The sequence below is a fragment of the uncultured Rikenella sp. genome (genome assembly GCF_948810725.1).
Classification (GTDB): domain Bacteria; phylum Bacteroidota; class Bacteroidia; order Bacteroidales; family Rikenellaceae; genus Rikenella.
The window spans coordinates 1-15702 of sequence record NZ_CAQIVA010000003.1 but is presented as its reverse complement, the minus strand read 5'-3'; the positions used below and the strand labels follow the sequence as shown (position 1 = coordinate 15702).

Annotated in this window: 14 protein-coding genes; 9 read left to right on the top strand and 5 right to left on the bottom strand. The window is 60.2% G+C overall.

The window, feature by feature from the left end; all coding sequences use genetic code 11:
• Positions 1-327 precede the first annotated feature (327 nt).
• Complete coding sequence (locus Q9S52_RS02575; RefSeq protein WP_304708061.1) at positions 328-2628, bottom strand: patatin-like phospholipase family protein; 2301 nt, start codon at positions 2626-2628, stop codon at positions 328-330.
• An 84-nt stretch (positions 2629-2712) separates the two neighbouring features.
• On the opposite strand from Q9S52_RS02575, the gene Q9S52_RS02570 reads away from it, so the two are divergent.
• The 4 genes from Q9S52_RS02570 (at position 2713) to Q9S52_RS02555 (ending at position 5830) form a co-directional block, all read left to right on the top strand.
• Positions 2713-3450, top strand: coding sequence for a peptidylprolyl isomerase (locus Q9S52_RS02570; RefSeq protein WP_304708060.1), 738 nt, complete (start codon positions 2713-2715; stop codon positions 3448-3450).
• A 27-nt stretch (positions 3451-3477) separates the two neighbouring features.
• The gene (gene panD / locus Q9S52_RS02565; RefSeq protein ID WP_297626569.1) at positions 3478-3831 is read left to right on the top strand and encodes an aspartate 1-decarboxylase; all 354 of its coding nucleotides are present in this window, start codon (positions 3478-3480) and stop codon (positions 3829-3831) included.
• A gap of 144 nt (positions 3832-3975) precedes the next feature.
• Complete coding sequence (locus Q9S52_RS02560) at positions 3976-4914, top strand: NAD-dependent epimerase/dehydratase family protein (RefSeq protein ID WP_304708059.1); 939 nt, start codon at positions 3976-3978, stop codon at positions 4912-4914.
• Positions 4915-4945: 31 nt separating this feature from the next.
• Positions 4946-5830, top strand: a complete 885-nt coding sequence (locus tag Q9S52_RS02555) for a hypothetical protein (protein WP_304708058.1) — start codon at positions 4946-4948, stop codon at positions 5828-5830.
• Here the strand turns inward: Q9S52_RS02555 and murF are convergent.
• The 4 genes from murF to Q9S52_RS02535 are packed head-to-tail and all read right to left on the bottom strand — an operon-like array spanning position 5825 to position 9206.
• Positions 5825-7231: a UDP-N-acetylmuramoyl-tripeptide--D-alanyl-D-alanine ligase gene (gene murF, locus Q9S52_RS02550; protein WP_304708057.1), complete on the bottom strand. Its 1407-nt coding sequence runs from the start codon at positions 7229-7231 to the stop codon at positions 5825-5827. The two genes, Q9S52_RS02555 and murF, sit on opposite strands and share 6 nt — an antisense overlap.
• The gene (locus Q9S52_RS02545) at positions 7197-8300 is read right to left on the bottom strand and encodes a mannose-1-phosphate guanylyltransferase (protein WP_304708056.1); all 1104 of its coding nucleotides are present in this window, start codon (positions 8298-8300) and stop codon (positions 7197-7199) included. Before Q9S52_RS02545 ends, murF begins: the two co-directional genes overlap by 35 nt.
• Before the next feature lie 55 nt (positions 8301-8355).
• On the bottom strand, positions 8356-9021 hold the full coding sequence (gene ung, locus Q9S52_RS02540; RefSeq protein WP_304708055.1) for a uracil-DNA glycosylase: 666 nt from the start codon (positions 9019-9021) through the stop codon (positions 8356-8358).
• Positions 9022-9032: 11 nt separating this feature from the next.
• Positions 9033-9206 carry a helix-turn-helix domain-containing protein gene (locus Q9S52_RS02535; protein ID WP_294592659.1) on the bottom strand — a complete coding sequence of 58 codons (174 nt, stop codon included), beginning with the start codon at positions 9204-9206 and terminating at the stop codon, positions 9033-9035.
• A gap of 118 nt (positions 9207-9324) precedes the next feature.
• Here Q9S52_RS02535 and Q9S52_RS02530 point away from each other — a divergent pair, with 118 nt between their 5' ends.
• The 5 genes from Q9S52_RS02530 to Q9S52_RS02510 all read left to right on the top strand — a co-directional run.
• Positions 9325-12168 carry a pitrilysin family protein gene (locus Q9S52_RS02530; RefSeq protein WP_304708054.1) on the top strand — a complete coding sequence of 948 codons (2844 nt, stop codon included), beginning with the start codon at positions 9325-9327 and terminating at the stop codon, positions 12166-12168.
• 10 nt (positions 12169-12178) lie between these two features.
• Positions 12179-13981 (top strand): U32 family peptidase, encoded by a 1803-nt coding sequence (locus Q9S52_RS02525; protein WP_304708053.1) that lies wholly within the window; start codon positions 12179-12181, stop codon positions 13979-13981.
• A gap of 172 nt (positions 13982-14153) precedes the next feature.
• Positions 14154-14543 carry a 30S ribosomal protein S12 gene (gene rpsL, locus Q9S52_RS02520; RefSeq protein ID WP_294592653.1) on the top strand — a complete coding sequence of 130 codons (390 nt, stop codon included), beginning with the start codon at positions 14154-14156 and terminating at the stop codon, positions 14541-14543.
• A 119-nt stretch (positions 14544-14662) separates the two neighbouring features.
• Positions 14663-15139, top strand: a complete 477-nt coding sequence (rpsG, locus tag Q9S52_RS02515) for a 30S ribosomal protein S7 (protein ID WP_294592651.1) — start codon at positions 14663-14665, stop codon at positions 15137-15139.
• Between the two features lie 21 nt (positions 15140-15160).
• Positions 15161-15702: GTP-binding protein (locus tag Q9S52_RS02510; protein WP_304708052.1), on the top strand; the 542-nt coding region annotated here is incomplete at its 3' end.

Sequence of the window (15702 nt, the reverse complement as noted above, 5' to 3'; positions counted from 1 at the left end):
CCACCCGTTTTTGTTTATATACTGATCGGGTTTGCTGTGTGGTGATTGGGTAGAGGCTGCCGGTTGTTAGTAGGGTAGTTCCAGCCCATTGCCCACCGCGGGCCCGCGGCCCGTTTATTCCGAGAGGCAACGCAACTGAAGACCGTAGGCACGGTTCGCCGAGTGGCTGGGGCTGAGTTCTGTCGCATAGAAGTGCAAGTACATCCCGCTGATCCCACTGGCCGTAGAAGCCCAGCTGTAACCATAGTCACCGACGTAGCTCAGCGCGCCCGAGGTGCTGCCGCGGAAGCCCGGGGCGGGAGAGAAACCGACAGAGACGACAGACCGTCAGAAACGGTGTGACGAAAAGAGCGTGTAGCCGAAATTGAAGACCAGCTGCCAGTTTTTTCGTCCCGTGCTGTACTTGTTGAGCGTCAGCGACGCCGGCCCGATAAACGTCTGATAGACCAGCGAACCGCCGAAAACGAACTCCGAACGGTGTTGCAGCCGGTTCCAAAACTCGCCCCCCGTCCATCCGTGGTCGTACACCACCTCCTGCGGGACGAATGCAAACGCGTACGATTTGATATAGAGGTTATTGACGATATTGAAAACCGGAATCACCCCCGCGCCGATGTATGAACGCGAGCGGTATTCCGGCATGAACATCGTCCGCATGAGCGGAATCGGTTGAAAAGCCGGCAACGAAAATGCCGTCGCCAGAGGATTTTCGAACTCCGGGTGGTTCGAGAAAGTCGCCTCGCCCAGAATTCCGAACGTAAACCATTTGGAAAACGGGAAATACTGTTCGTAGCGGTAGCGTAGCTCGACCCAATTCCGGTTGTGTCTCCGGAGCGGCGTCGGCACCTCGCCGGAGAGACCCGGCTGGAAATTTTCCAGACCCTCCGTAAAGCGCAGCTGCAAGACATGCTCCTTTCCGAGGTTCGGATAGAGCGTCCGGTTCATCGAACGCTGCTGCACCTCCGCCGAGAGCGTCGCATAGGTGAACCGGCTTTGGTCCGGCTTCTCTATATTGGTGAACACCTGCTGGAAATAGTAATCCTCCGTCACCCCCAGCGCCAGATGGGTGCGGAAAGCCGCGTTTTCGACCATCGGCATCGGAATGGCCAGCGTCGTCACGAACGTGTTGGCGTGTCGCGTCCGGTAACGCCAGTCCCGGTTGCGATAGTAGCGGCTCATGTGGTTCGCCTGGTAGTCGAAATCTTCGTACGAGTAGCTGTAATTGACGAAAAACGGAAAGTTCGTATAGATGTCGTGCCGACCTCCCACCATCACCGAGTTGTAGAAAGTGCCGAAGAACCCCTGAATGCCGTAAGTCGAGACGTTGCGTCCCACCGTCTGGTAGTTCAGCGCCGCGAAACCCTGGTTCAGCGCCGTGGACGAGATGTTCCCCCCTAACGAGAACCGGAGGCTCGCCTGTGTCTGCAACTTGAGCTTCATCCGGAAAAATCCCGTCTCCGGGTTGTAGGTCACCTCCGGGAAGTCTCCCGAAAAGATACCTCCCGCTAAAATCTGCATGTATTTGCGCTCAAAGTAGGCCAGGTCGAAAATCTGGTTCGGCCGCACGCCCAACTGCCGGTAGACGTATTGTGTCTGTTTCGGCGTCAGTCCCTCGATTTGTACTTCGTCGAAAATCAGCGGTTTGATCTTCGATCGGAAGGCCGCGCGTTTGGCCGCGATCTCTTCGTCCGATACCCGGCGCGCGATCCGTTCGCGGATCAGCGGCATCTGGCGCATGGCGTCCTCGTATCCCCGGGCCATGATATAGCTGGCTTTGTCGTAGTCCAGCACCCCCACCTCTTTGAATTTGCGGCGGATCTCGATATCAAGGCTGTCGCGCAGCGAGTAGTCGGTTCTTCCCGTCGCCATGACGCTCATTTGTTCGACGACATTGTCGGCTGTCGGAGCCTCGTAATTTGAGGCGCAGATGCCGCCGATCAGGATATCCGGGTGGAAAGCCGAGTCGAGCGGTTGCCACGGATAGTTGTTGTAGAGTCCGCCGTCGAACAGCACCACGCTGTCCTGAGAGAGCGGTTTGAAGACCAGCGGAATGGTCATCGAGGCCCGGATCGCGAACGGCAGGCTCCCCCGGTCGAAGACGACGGACTCTTTTTCGAACACGTTCGACGCGTTGCACCGGAAAGGTACCATCAGGCTGTCGAAGTCGTTGCCGGCCGCTCCCGAAGCCGGATAGAGCATCCGGATAAACGCCAAATCCAACAGGTAAGGCGAAACCAGGTTCGTAGGGAGCTGGAGGGCCGCTTTTTTCGGCGCTTTGGGGTCGAAACGCACCGACATCATGGTCGGTGTCGGCTCGAACTTTTTGAAATAGTAGTTGTTGTCGAGGTCGGTGCTCTTGGCGGACAACCAGCGTTGGACGCTGTCGGTGATGAAAAAACGGATCATCTCGTCCGGCGAATAGCCTGCCGCGTACATCCCTCCGACGATCGCCCCCATCGAAGCCCCCGAGATGTAGTCGATCGGGATATTGTTCTCTTCCAGTGCTTTGAGTATCCCCACGTGGTACAAACCCTTGGCTCCGCCGCCGCTCAGCACGACCCCCACGCGCTGGCCCCGCGCGACGAGTCCGAGCGTCAGAAAAAAACAGAGGATAAGAAATCGTTTCATGATAGCCCGCATTTTACGGGAAATTAATACATTTGTCCGCGAAATTTTACGCCTCGACAGATGACAAAAATAAGCATAAAGTTAGTGAAAATTTTCGGACTCGGGTTGTTGGCTCTCCTTTCGGGCTTCGGCATCGAATCGGCCACGGCGGCCCGGAAACTCGTGGCGGGACAGGGGGCGCACTATGTCGTGAAGATGAAGACCTCGCGCGGGACGGTGCGATTCCGCCTCTACAACGACACGCCGCTCCACCGCGACAACTTCGTCCGGCTGGCCGAGCGGGGGTTCTACGACAACCTGCTGTTCCACCGCGTGATTCGCGACTTCATGATCCAGACGGGCGACCCGCAGAGTATCGAAGGGTCGCAGGTGACGGTCTACGGCGAGAACGACGCGGGGTATAAGCTGGATGCGGAGATCGTTCCGCGCCACTATCATCGTCGCGGAGCGGTGGCGGCGGCGCGCGAGGGCGATGCGCTCAATCCGGAACGGAGGTCGTCCGGGTCTCAGTTCTATATCGTCACGGGGCGGGTGCACAACGACAGCACGCTGACGGCTGCCCGGCATCGGATTGCGGCGGGAGCGGCCGATCCGGCCGGGGCGCAGATTACGCCGCAGCGCGAACGGGTCTATCGCACGGCGGGCGGAGCGCCGCATCTGGACGGCAGCTACACCGTCTTCGGCGAGGTGATCGGCGGGATGGGGCGCGTGGTGAGGATTTCGAAACTGCCGACCGACTCGCAGGATCGACCGAAAAACGAGGATGTATACATCAAAAGCATGACCGTCAAGGTCGTCAAAGACCGGCGCAGAGATCGGTAACAACGGAGGATTCAAAACAGCATTCGTATGCAAATAGAGGTACTGAAATCGAAGATCCATCGCGTGCGCGTGACCGAGGCCAACCTCGATTACGTCGGCAGCATCACCATCGACAAGGCGTTGATGGAGGCGGCCAACATCATTGCGGGCGAAAAGGTACAGATTGTCGATAACCACAACGGCGAGCGGTTCGAGACCTACGTGATCGAGGGCGAGGCGGAGAGCGGTTGCATCTGCGTGAACGGCGCGGCGGCCCGGCGCGTGGCGGTGGGCGACGTCGTGATCATCATGTCCTACGGCATCATGGAGTTCGAGGAGGCGAAGACGTTCCGTCCCAGCGTCGTTTTTCCCGATACCGAGACCAATCGGATCGTTCGGTAGGGACTCTCTCGTTGTCAATGTGTTGCGTTTTCGACCGCCGGGTGCGGTCGGAAACGCTTTTTTCGTGGGAAAAATTTCGGGCCGATCGCTTCGATAATAGAGAAAAACGGATAAATTTGCTTTCCGAAAAACGAAATCGACACTATGAAAAAAATACTCATCGTAGGTGCGGGCGGACAGATCGGTTCGGAGCTGACCGAGCACCTGAGGGGCATCTATGGACAACACCAGGTCATTGCGGCCGATATTCACGGCGATCGCGAGGACAATGACTTCGTACACATCGACGCGCTCGATGCCGAGGCGATGGCCCGGGTGGTGCGCGAACAGCGGATCGACACGATTTTCAACCTCGTGGCGCTGCTCTCGGCGACCGGCGAGGCCAATCCGCAGAAGGCCTGGAGGGTGAATATGGGGGCTTTGATGAACGCCTTGGAGGTGGCGCGGGAGTACAATTGCGCGGTCTTCACGCCCAGCTCGATCGGCGCTTTCGGGCCCGATGCGCCGAAGGACGGGACGCCGCAGGATACGCCGATGCACCCGACCACGATCTACGGGGTGTGCAAGGTGACGGGCGAGCTGCTCGGCAATTACTACTTCCAGCGTTTCGGAGTCGATGCCCGGAGCGTGCGGCTGCCGGGGGTCATCTCGTCGCAGGCGCTGCCGGGCGGCGGGACGACGGACTATGCGGTCGAGGTCTTTTACGCCGCTTTGCGGGGCGAACGGTTCGTGTGTCCGGTGCCGCACGACCGGTTTATGGATATGATCTACATGCCGGACGTGCTGGACGCGATGGTGGGGCTGATGGAGGCCGACCCGGCCCGGCTGAAGCATCGGAACGGATATAACGTGGCTTCGATGAGCTTCTCGCCGGAGATGATCTATGCCGAGATCCGGAAACACATTCCGTCGTTCGAGATGGTCTATGAGATCGACCCGGTGAAGGATGCGATTTCGGACGGGTGGCCTAATCGGATGGACGACAGCGTGGCGCGCGAGGAGTGGGGATGGTCGCCCAAGTGGGGGCTGTCGGAGATGACGACGGACATGCTCGAAGTACTCGGGCGGAGACTGAAGAAATAGGCTCCCGACTGAACGATTAAAGAGCTCGTATATGCCTCATATCAAGTGCGATCGCTGCGGGAAACTGGTCGAAATCCGTTCGGCCTATATGGTTTTTTGCCCGGCGTGTCGGCGCAAGATGGGAAACAGCTATTCGGAGTGGAGCAAACGCCATCCGGAGGCGGATTTCGAGGCCTATGTGAGCGAGATGGCGGTGAGCGATACGGCGATTCGGGGGGCGAGGGAGCAGCGGCGGATCGGACGGGCCATCGTGCGGGGACGGGCGTTCCGGCGGGCGGCGTGGGCGGTGGGCGCCGCGGTGGTGCTGACGGTCTTGGGATTCGTCGGGTATGGGATGTGGAACCGCTATCTGCGGAGCGCGTCGATCGACGCGCTGTTGAAACAGGCGTGGCGGGTCGCTTATTACGAAGATTTGGGCGCGACGCTCAAGTTTCCGTATCCGCTGGAGGCGGTGGCGGAGTTCTCGGCCGATTCGCTCCAGCGACAAAACGACCGGCTGACGGCCGATACGGTGGAGCGGCAGGTGGTGCTGGGGGCGGCGAGCCGGCGTTGGGCCGAGCCGGGGACGGTGAGCGTGACGGCCAGCCGGATCGACTATCGGCCCGATTTCGGGGTGGATCGCGATATCGCTACGCGGCAGATTCTGCTCGATATGTTGCAGGAGAACGGCTTGCAGGGGTTCGAATACTATCGGAACGACTATTCGGTGCCGAACGTGCGGGCGCGGAGCTTGTCGGGGAGCTATCTGTTGGGGGTGGAGCCGTTCGAGTTCAGGGCGCTGATGGCGCAGTACGGACATACCGTCTGGTATTTCATGGTCGCTTATCCGCGGTCGAAGCCGGAGGGGCTGCTGGTGGCCGAGCGGTTTTTTCAGGGAATTCTGATCGACCGGCGGCTGACCGGCGCGACATTATAGCAGCGGGTAGAGCTTCTCTAACGTCATCCCGCGCGATCCTTTGACCAATACTTGTGCGTTCCGAATCACGATTTCGCCGTTTGCGACAGCGGCCATCCATTCTGTCACGTTCGCAAACGCACGGATAATCAGCGGTTTCCTGTCCCTCGAAGCGTTGGAAGCGGCGAGTGCCGCCGAAAATTCCGGGCCGACTACGTAGCAGGTTAAAGCGGCAGATCTGGTCGCAGCTGTCTCGGCAATCCGGTCGATAATCGCCCGGTGTTCTTCTCGGGAAAAATTCCCCAATTCGCGCATGTCGCCGAGAATCAAAATCTTACCTCCTTCGAAACCATCGTCCGGCAACGCCAGAAAGTTGTCTACCGCCGCCCGCATGCTCGACGGGTTGGCGTTGTAGGCATCCTTATATAGCGTGTTCCCCGTCCCGTTTGCTGAACGGCTCACCTGCGAGCGGTTGTTGTCCGGCACATAGGCCGCCACCGCCGCCAATGCCGCGTCGGTCGGAATGCCGAAATAAGCTCCTGCCGCCACCGCCGCCGCCACGTTCGCCAAATTGTATGTTCCCGCCAGATGGGTCTGCACTTCGCCCTCCGCCGTATCCAGCGTCAGCAGGTCGCCTCCGGTCGCAGAGAGGCCGAAAGCCAGCGCCGAATATCCTACGGACATCGCCGGAGAATCTGTCGTAAAGCGTTCCGCCACCAATTCCGCCAGTACCGGATCGTCCGTTGCGTAGAGCGCCGTCCCGCCGTGCGCGGCCAAATAGTCGTAGAGTTCCCCTTTCCCCAAGCGCACCCCTTCCGGGCCGCCGAATCCCTCCAAATGCGCCCGTCCTACGTTGGTAATCAGTCCGATATTCGGTGCCGCGATCTCGCACAAGGCCGCAATCTCGCCCCGGTGGTTGGCCCCCATCTCCACGATCGCCACGTCGTCTTCCTCGGTTATGGAGAGCAAGGTCAACGGCACGCCGATATGATTGTTCAGATTTCCCCGGGTAGACGCTACCCGGTATTTCGTCCCCAAAACGCGGGCGATCAGCTCCTTGGTCGTCGTCTTGCCGTTGCTCCCGGTCAGGGCGATCACCGGCAGGCCCAGCATCTGCCGATGGTAAGCCGCCAGCTCCTGCAATGCCGCCAACGTATCCTTCACCACGAAATATTTAGCCGCCTCCGTCGATGCCGGTTTAATCCCCTTGGGCAACCGGTCGTGCACAACGGCGGCGCAAGCGCCATCCGCTATCGCCTGTACGGCGTAGTCGTTGCCGTCGAAATTCTCGCCTTTCAGGGCGAAGAAGATCGGCGCGGCCAACTCTCGTACAGCCCGGCTGTCGGTGGTCACCACCCCGCCGTTCTCGCAGTAGAGCTCGTAGAGCTCAGACAAACTCTTCCCCAAACCGGTATTTGACATCTTCCACGTAATTTCGGATATTCTGTTCGTTTTCGCGACGACAAATCAGCAGGGCATTGTCCTTTTCCACCACCAAATAGTCCGTCAAGCCTTCGACTATCGCGACTTTGCCGGCCGGGATGTTCACCACCGTCCCCGTCGTTCCGTAGCTCAACACTCCGCCGCCTCCGCAAAAGGCGTTCCCCTGTTCGTCCCGCACGGCATGCTGGTAGAGCGAGCCCCAGGTGCCGATGTCGCTCCAGCCGAAGTCGCCGCAACGGACGTAGACGTTCGGCGATTTCTCCATAATGCCGTAGTCGATCGAGATGTTCTCGCACGACGGGTAGATCGTATCGATGAAAGCCTGTTCTTTGTCCGTCCCGAATCGTCCGGTTCCTCCGGCGAAGGTGGCGTTCATCTCCGGCAGCCACCGCTGGAAAGCGTTCAGAATGCCTCGCACCGACCAGATGAAGATCCCCGAGTTCCAGAAAAATTCGCCGCTCTCGACGAAGACCCGGGCCATCTCGACATTAGGTTTCTCGGTGAAGGTCTTCACCTTCCGCACCTCCGTCCCGGCCGTCTCGTTGTGCGGCGCGGTATCGATCTGGATGTAGCCGTATCCCGTCTCCGGCCGCGACGGACGGATGCCGATGGTCATCAGGTTGTCGGTACCCGAGACGAAGTCGATCCCTTCGCGGACGATCTCTTGAAACTCCGCTTCGCCGGTGATAATGTGGTCCGACGGAGCGACGATCATCGTGGCCTCCGGATTCCGCGCCGCGATCCGGTAGGTGGCATAGGCCACGCACGGAGCGGTATTGCGTCGCACCGGTTCGGTCAGTATCTGTTCGGGAGCCAGCTCGGGCAGGTGTTCCCGCACGAGGTCGCGGTAGAGTTCGCTGGTCACGACCAGAAAGTTGTCGACCGGCACCAGCGGCAGAAAACGTTCAAATGTGCAACGGATAAAGCTCTTCCCCGTGCCGAGCACGTCGAGGAATTGTTTCGGCATCCGGTTCTTGCTGAGGGGCCAGAATCGGCTGCCGATGCCGCCGGCCATGATGACGCAATAGGCGTTCGGGTTCGGATTCATGCGGTTTTAAGACGTTGGGTTTGTTCTCAGTAAAAGCAGCGCGGGATCGGGCGGTTTACCAGACGATCGGCGTCTGTCCCGTCGAGACGAGGTATTCGTTCGCGCGGCTGAAATGTTTGCAGCCGAAGAAGCCCCGGAACGCCGACAGCGGCGACGGGTGCGGAGCGGTCAGGATGCAGTTTTCCGCCGGATCGACCGCCGCCGCTTTCCGCTGGGCGTACGACCCCCAGAGCATATAGACGACATGGTTTTTCCGCTGGGCGATCGTCCGCACCACCGCGTCCGTAAACTCCTCCCAGCCCTTCCCCGCATGCGACGTGGGCGTGTGTGCCTGCACCGTCAGTACCGAGTTCAGCATCAGCACCCCCTGCTCTGCCCACCGGTCGAGTTCGCCCGTCTCGGGATACGGCGCTCCCGTGTCGTCGCTCACCTCTTTCAGGATGTTCTGCAACGACGGCGGAAACTGTGTTCCCGCGGTCACCGAAAAGCAGAGCCCGTTGGCCTGTCCCACGTTATGATAGGGATCCTGGCCGATAATCACCACCTTCAGCCGGTCGGCCGGGCAGCTGTCGAAAGCGCGGAAGATGTTCGCCGCCGGCGGAAAAACCACGTGGGTCTGATACGCCTCCCGCACGAAAGCGGTCAGTTGGTCGAAATAGGGCTTCCCGAACTCCTCGTTCAGCAGCTCCTGCCACGAAGGGTCTATCTTGACGTTTGCCATCGTGCCGATACTTATTTCGCGGCGTAAAAGCAGCGTTTCGGCGACTCGGCCCGACCCTCTTTGACCAGATTCTTGATCGCTTTGTCCACGTCGGCTTTCGGCAGACCGGTCGCTTCGGCGATTTCGGCCGACTTCATCGGCGCCCCGCTCTTTTTCAGCGCTTCGAGTACTTTTTCTTCGTTCATGATCGATGTTTTTGGGGCTCTTTCGGATGAAGAGCGAAAAATCCGAGCGTAAAATTAGAAAAAAAAGTAATTTTAGGACGAATTTGCCGGTGCGCTAAAAACAAAACGTATCTATCATATGAATTTCAAGTTTCGGAACTTTGCGCGGCTTTTGGCGGCGACGGCCGCTGTCGTCGGGGCGGCCGGGGCGTATGCCCAGCGGCCCGCGGCCGGCGAGGCGGCGCCTGTGGACAGCAGCGTCCGGGTCGGCGTGCTGCCCAACGGCATCACCTATTACCTCAAACACAACGACAAACCGGCCCGGAGAGCCAACTTCCACATCTACTACAAGGTGGGGGCGATCCAGGAGACCGATGCCCAGAACGGGCTGGCCCATTTCCTCGAACACATGGCCTTCAACGGGTCGCAGCACTTCCCGGGCAACTCGATGATCGACTGGCTGTCGGGGATCGGCGTGCGATTCGGCGAGAATCTCAACGCGGCGACGGGGCAGGAGCAGACCACTTATATGATTACCGACGTGCCTTTGACCCGGGACGGAATCGTCGACTCGGCCTTGCTGATCCTTCACGACTGGGCCGGGCGGATCACGCTCGACACCGCCGATATCGACAAGGAGCGCGGCGTGATTACCGAAGAGTGGCGACAGGGGAACTCGGCCGGGCGGCGGGTGTTCGAACGGCAGTCGCCCGTGCTGTTCAACGGATCGCTCTACGCCCGGCGCAACGTAATCGGCAATCAGGAGGTGATTCAGGGGTTTGCCTACGACGAGTTGCGGGATTTCTACCGGAAGTGGTACAGGCCCGACTTGCAGGCCTTCTTCATCGTCGGGGATTTCGACGTGGACAGCATGGAGCAGCGGTTGAAGCGGACGATGGCCGACCTGCCTGCTGCCACTGTGCGGACGCCGAAAGCGACGGTGACGGTCGAGGATAACGAACTGCCGCTCGTTTCGGTCGTTTCGGATCCCGAACTGACCGGTACGTCGGTCGAACTGCTCTTCCGCGACGAGCCCTTGCGGGATCGGTACGACGGGATGGAGCGGTTGTGGAACCAGTATGTCCGTTCGCTGGCCGCGCGGATGCTGAGCATCCGGTTCGTCGATTTGGCGCGGCAGGAGGGGGCGCCTTTCCGGAGTGCGGGGTGCAATTACTCCCCGGTCGTGCGGCCGTTCGATGCCTTTTTCGTGGCGGGTTCGGCGCGCGACGGCGAGGCGCTACGCACCCTCGAAGCCTTGTACACCGAGCTCTGCCGGGTGCGGGCCAACGGTTTCGTCGCGTCGGAGCTGGATCGGGTCAAACTGGAAACCATGCGTCAGACCGAGAGCTATTTCGAGAACCGGAACGACCGCAAAAACGGCGAGTTCGTCTCGGAATATATGCGCCACTTCGAGAGCGGCGAACCTTACCTGACTCCGGAGCAGGATTTGGCGATCACTCGGCGGATTCTCGACGCCATCTCGCTGGAGGATGTGAATCGCGTGGCGGCGGAGTGGGTGCGCGACCGCAACAGCGCGGTGCTGATCTCGATGCGCGAGGACGAGAAACACCCCCTGCCGACCGAGGCGGAGGTGAGGGAGGTGATCGACCGGGTGAAAAACATCGCTTTCGAGGCCTATGAGGAGGTGGCGGCGGCGAACGAGCTGATGGACGCCTCGGTTTTGCCGGGGGCTCCGGTGGTGAAAACGATGGCCGGGAGGTTCGGCTCGACCGTCTGGACGCTGAAGAACGGCGTGCAGGTGGTGGTCAAGCCGACGCAGCTGAAAGCCGACGAGGTGCAGATGACCGCTTTCCAGCGCGGCGGAACGACCACGGTCGAAGAGGTGACCGACCTCTATAACCTCGGGATGCTGCCCTCTTATCTGGGGACGACGGGCGTGGGGAACTTCTCGCGCACCGAGCTGGACCGGTATCTGGCGGGGCGCAGGGCCGGGGCGATGCCTTCCGTGGGGTCGTTGTCCCAGGGATTCGGCGGGAGCTGCTCGCCTCGGGATGTCGAGACGATGCTGCAACTCGTATACCTCTACTACACTGCGCCGAGGTTCGAACGCAGCGACTGGAACGTGATGATGGATCGCTACCGTTCGATGCTGCCCGGCGTGACGCAGAATCCGAACTACATCTTGCAGGACAGCTTGTTCCAGACCGTCTACGGGCACAATCCGCGCACCTTCATGCTGATGAGTGCGAAGGTGCTGGACACCGTTTCGCTGGAGCGTACCGAACAACTCTACCGGCATTTCTTCTCCAATGCCGACGGGATGACCTTCGTCTTCGTGGGGAACATCGCGGCCGACTCGTTGAGGCCTCTGGCCGAGAAGTATCTCGGTTCGCTGCCTGCGAAACGCGGGAAGGCGCCGCGATGGGGACGGCATGTCGTGGTGCCGGTGCCGGGCGTCGTGCAGAATATGTATAAGACGCCGCTCGAAAGCCCGAAGGTGACCGCCGTCGAGCTCTATTCCGGCGCGCTGCCTTACACCCTGGCGCGGAGCATCGAGTTGGAGGCGATCCGTTATATGCTGGAGATGCGCTACACCCGGAAGATTCGCGAGGAGCGTGGCGGAACCTATGGGGTGGGCGTCTCGCTGACCTACCAGAAAGAGCCGCTGCCGCGTTTTGCCTACCAGATTTTCTTTGAGACCGACACGGCCAAAATCAGCGAGCTGTTGCCGCTGGTCGGCGAGGAGATTCGGGCCTTGGTGACTGAGGGGGTTACGGCCGACGAGTTGACCCGGACGAAGGAGTTCTTCCTCAAGCGGCATCGCGACGGATTGATTCATAACGGGACGTGGCTCGGCTACCTGACCAGCTGGTACCTGAACGACAACGATCGTTACGACGGTTATGAGGCGGCGGTGCAGGCTTTGACGTCGGAATCGGTGCGGGCCGCGGCTGCGGCGGCTTTCGGACAGGGCAATGTCTGCACCGTGGTGCAGCTGCCGGAGGAGCCGCGCGAAGAGTAAATCGGTATTTATGGAAGTCGAATTGCTGGCTCCGGCCGGAACGGCCGCTATCGGTCGGGCGGCCATCGATGCCGGAGCCGATGCCGTCTATATCGGCGCCGAGCGGTTCGGCGCGCGGGTGGCTGCGGGGAACGCCATGAGCGATATCGCCGGGCTGGCGGAGTATGCCCACGGGTTCGGCGCGCGGGTCTATCTGACGATGAACACCCTGCTGTTCGACGACGAACTTTCGGCGGCACGGGACACCGCCTGGGCGGCCTGCGAGGCCGGGGTCGATGCGCTGATCGTACAGGACATGGCATTTCTGCGGATGGATCTGCCGCCCGTGGCGTTGCATGCCTCGACGCAGACCTTCAACTTGACACCGGAACGGGCGCTCTTTCTCGCCGAGGCCGGTTTTTCGCGCATCGTGCTGGAGCGGGGAGCTTCGCTGGCGCAGATTCGGGCCATTCGGGCCGCCCTGCCCGAGGAGGTCGAACTGGAGGCGTTCGTGCACGGGGCCATCTGCGTCTCGTACAGCGGACAGTGCTACCTGGGACACGCCTTGTGCGGACGGGGAGGCAACCGGGGCGGCTGCGCCCAACCGTGTCGCGCGCGGTATGACTTGTATGACGATCGGGGCGAGCGGCTGGTGCGCGATCGGGCTTTGCTGTCGGTGCGGGATATGTCGCTAGGCGGGCGGCTCGACGACCTGATCGGTGCCGGCGTCTGTTCGCTCAAGATCGAAGGGCGGCTCAAAGAGGCCGATTATGTGGTCAATAATACCGCTTATTACCACCGGCGGCTGGAGGCGCTGGGAGTGGAGCGCGTTTCGGCGGGGCGCGTGACGTGCGATTTTGAGCCCAACCCCGGGAAGAGCTTTTCGCGGGGCTTCACCGCCTATTTTTTCGATGGCAAACAGGCCGGTGTCGCAGCTCCGGAAGCCCGGTCGGTGGGCGAGTCGGTCGGCGTCGTCTCCCGGAGCGACGGGGCGGTTCTGACCTTGAAGTTGAGGCCGGACGTGGCGATTCACAACGGAGACGGGCTCTGCTTCCGGACTCCTGCCGGGCTGTTGGAGGGGTGTTCGGTGAACCGGGCCGAGGGGAGTCGGCTCGTGCTGAACAAGGCGGTCGAGCTGGCGGCGGGGACGGAGGTGTTCCGGAACCTCGACCGGACGTTTCATCCTTCGGCCGTGCGGCGGCTGGCGACCGTTGTCCGGTTTGCGCCTCCCGTGATCTCGGCGGAGGACGAGACGGGGATTTCGGCGGCCGTTTCGCTGCCCGACGGATACGAACCGGCCTCGAATCGGGAGCTGGCGGAACGGAATATCCGTCAGGCGTTTTCGAAGGGGGGCGGGACGATTTTCGAAATCTCGCGCGTGGAGGTGGCGCGGGAGGGCGAGTTGCCGTTCGTTCCGGCGGCCGGGCTGAACGCCTTGCGGCGGGAGCTGCTCGCAGCGCTTCTGGCGGCCCGGCTGGAGGCTTATCGGCGGCCGGAACCTTACGTGCGGCCTGCAACGCCGCCGGTCGTGCCGCCGGGAGTCGAACGGGATTTCCGGGCCAATATCGCCAACGCCGTGGCCGAACGGTTCTATCGAGAGGCGGGATTCGAGGCGGTGGAAAAGGCGCTGGAGGTGCAGACCGATCCGGAACTGACGGGACGCGAAGTGATGCGGACGCCGTACTGCATCCGGCGCGAGCTGGAACTCTGCCTCCGGGAGCATCCTGAGGAGCGGGGGCGGCGGCTTTTTTTGGAGAACAACGGCGTGCGGCTGGAGCTCGAATTCCGGTGCGCCGAGTGCGAAATGGCCGTGATTTATCGCGGTCGAGGCTGACCTGCGCAGGCTGGGAACGCCCGATTTCTCTCCATTTCGGGCTTTCCGATTCGATCGGTCGACGAAAAAATCGCACGCTCATTCCGATGAATGTATTGAAAATCAAAAAACAGTGCGTATCTTTGCAGACCGATTTTGTGTAATTTTTTAAAAAACAAAGAAAAACGACAAAATGCCAACTATCCAACAGTTAGTACGTAAAGGAAGGAAAGACGTGGCGTTCAAGAGCAAAGCTCCGGCTTTGGAAGCTTGTCCGCAGCGTCGCGGCGTGTGCGTGCGTGTCTACACCACCACGCCGAAGAAACCGAACTCGGCGATGCGTAAAGTCGCTCGTGTGCGGTTGACCAACGGGAAAGAGGTCAATGCCTACATCCCGGGCGAAGGGCACAACTTGCAGGAACACTCCATCGTGCTCGTGCGCGGCGGTCGTGTGAAAGACCTGCCGGGGGTGCGTTATCACCTCGTTCGCGGGACGCTCGACGCGGCCGGAGTCGACGGGCGGAACCAACGCCGTTCGAAATACGGAACCAAACGCCCGAAAGCGGGAGCGGCTAAGAAATAGTCCGTTCTCCGTTCCAAGAACAGAACACACACAACCAAACTAATTTCATCAGTCGCCGATCCCCGGACGGAACCCCTCGCGGACAACCGACCGCTTCGCGCGGCGAAACAAAAAGAAAAATGAGAAAAGCGAAGCCTAAAAAGCGAATTCTACTTCCTGACCCCAAGTTTGGCGACACCCAGGTAACGCGGTTCGTCAATAGCCTGATGTTAGACGGTAAGAAGAGTATTGCATACGGTATTTTCTATGACGCCATAGATATCGTAGGCGAGAAGATGAAGGACACGGAAAAGGCTCCTTTGGAAATTTGGAAAAAAGCGCTCGAAAACATCACCCCGCAGGTCGAAGTCAAATCTCGGCGTGTCGGCGGGGCTACCTTCCAGGTACCGATGGAAGTTCGACCGGAACGCAAAGTGGCCATTAGTATTCGCCACATGTTGCAGTTCGCGCGCAAACGCGCCGGTCGGTCGATGGCAGAAAAACTCGCCGCAGAGATCATGGCGGCATATAATGAAGAAGGCGGCGCATTCAAACGCAAGGAAGAGATGCACCGTATGGCGGAAGCGAACAAAGCATTCGCGCACTTCAGATTCTAAACCGGATACAGGACACAGTTTATGGCAAGAGACCTTAAATTCACCAGAAACATCGGTATCATGGCCCACATCGATGCGGGCAAGACTACCACTTCGGAACGGATCCTGTTCTACACCGGGAAAACACACAAAATCGGGGAAGTTCACGAGGGGGGGGCGACCATGGACTGGATGGTGCAGGAACAGGAGCGCGGGATTACCATTACGTCGGCCGCTACGACCGCTTTCTGGAACTACAAAGACAACACCTATCAGATCAACATTATCGACACCCCGGGCCACGTCGACTTCACCGTCGAAGTGGAACGCTCGCTGCGGGTGCTGGACGGAGCGGTGGCTACGTTCTGCGCGGTGGGGGGCGTTGAGCCGCAGTCCGAAACCGTGTGGCGGCAGGCGGACAAATATAATGTGCCCAGGATCGGATATGTTAATAAAATGGACCGGACCGGGGCCGATTTTGCCGGGGTTTGCGCTCAGGTGCACGAACGGCTCGGGGCCAATGCCGTGCCGGTGGTGCTGCCGATCGGGGCCGAAGATAAGTTTACCGGAGTGATCGACTTGGT

Excerpts from the sequence above, each read along its gene's own strand:
- Q9S52_RS02525 (WP_304708053.1), top strand. The coding sequence starts at position 12,179 with ATGGAAGTCGAATTGCTGGCTCCGGCCGGAACGGCCGCTATCGGTCGG.
- Q9S52_RS02575 (WP_304708061.1), bottom strand. The coding sequence starts at position 2,628 with ATGAAACGATTTCTTATCCTCTGTTTTTTTCTGACGCTCGGACTCGTC.
- Q9S52_RS02560 (WP_304708059.1), top strand. The coding sequence starts at position 3,976 with ATGAAAAAAATACTCATCGTAGGTGCGGGCGGACAGATCGGTTCGGAG.
- panD (WP_297626569.1), top strand. The coding sequence starts at position 3,478 with ATGCAAATAGAGGTACTGAAATCGAAGATCCATCGCGTGCGCGTGACC.
- Q9S52_RS02555 (WP_304708058.1), top strand. The coding sequence starts at position 4,946 with ATGCCTCATATCAAGTGCGATCGCTGCGGGAAACTGGTCGAAATCCGT.
- Q9S52_RS02545 (WP_304708056.1), bottom strand. The coding sequence starts at position 8,300 with ATGAATCCGAACCCGAACGCCTATTGCGTCATCATGGCCGGCGGCATC.
- Q9S52_RS02535 (WP_294592659.1), bottom strand. The coding sequence starts at position 9,206 with ATGAACGAAGAAAAAGTACTCGAAGCGCTGAAAAAGAGCGGGGCGCCG.
- murF (WP_304708057.1), bottom strand. The coding sequence starts at position 7,231 with ATGTCAAATACCGGTTTGGGGAAGAGTTTGTCTGAGCTCTACGAGCTC.
- ung (WP_304708055.1), bottom strand. The coding sequence starts at position 9,021 with ATGGCAAACGTCAAGATAGACCCTTCGTGGCAGGAGCTGCTGAACGAG.
- rpsL (WP_294592653.1), top strand. The coding sequence starts at position 14,154 with ATGCCAACTATCCAACAGTTAGTACGTAAAGGAAGGAAAGACGTGGCG.
- rpsG (WP_294592651.1), top strand. The coding sequence starts at position 14,663 with ATGAGAAAAGCGAAGCCTAAAAAGCGAATTCTACTTCCTGACCCCAAG.
- Q9S52_RS02530 (WP_304708054.1), top strand. The coding sequence starts at position 9,325 with ATGAATTTCAAGTTTCGGAACTTTGCGCGGCTTTTGGCGGCGACGGCC.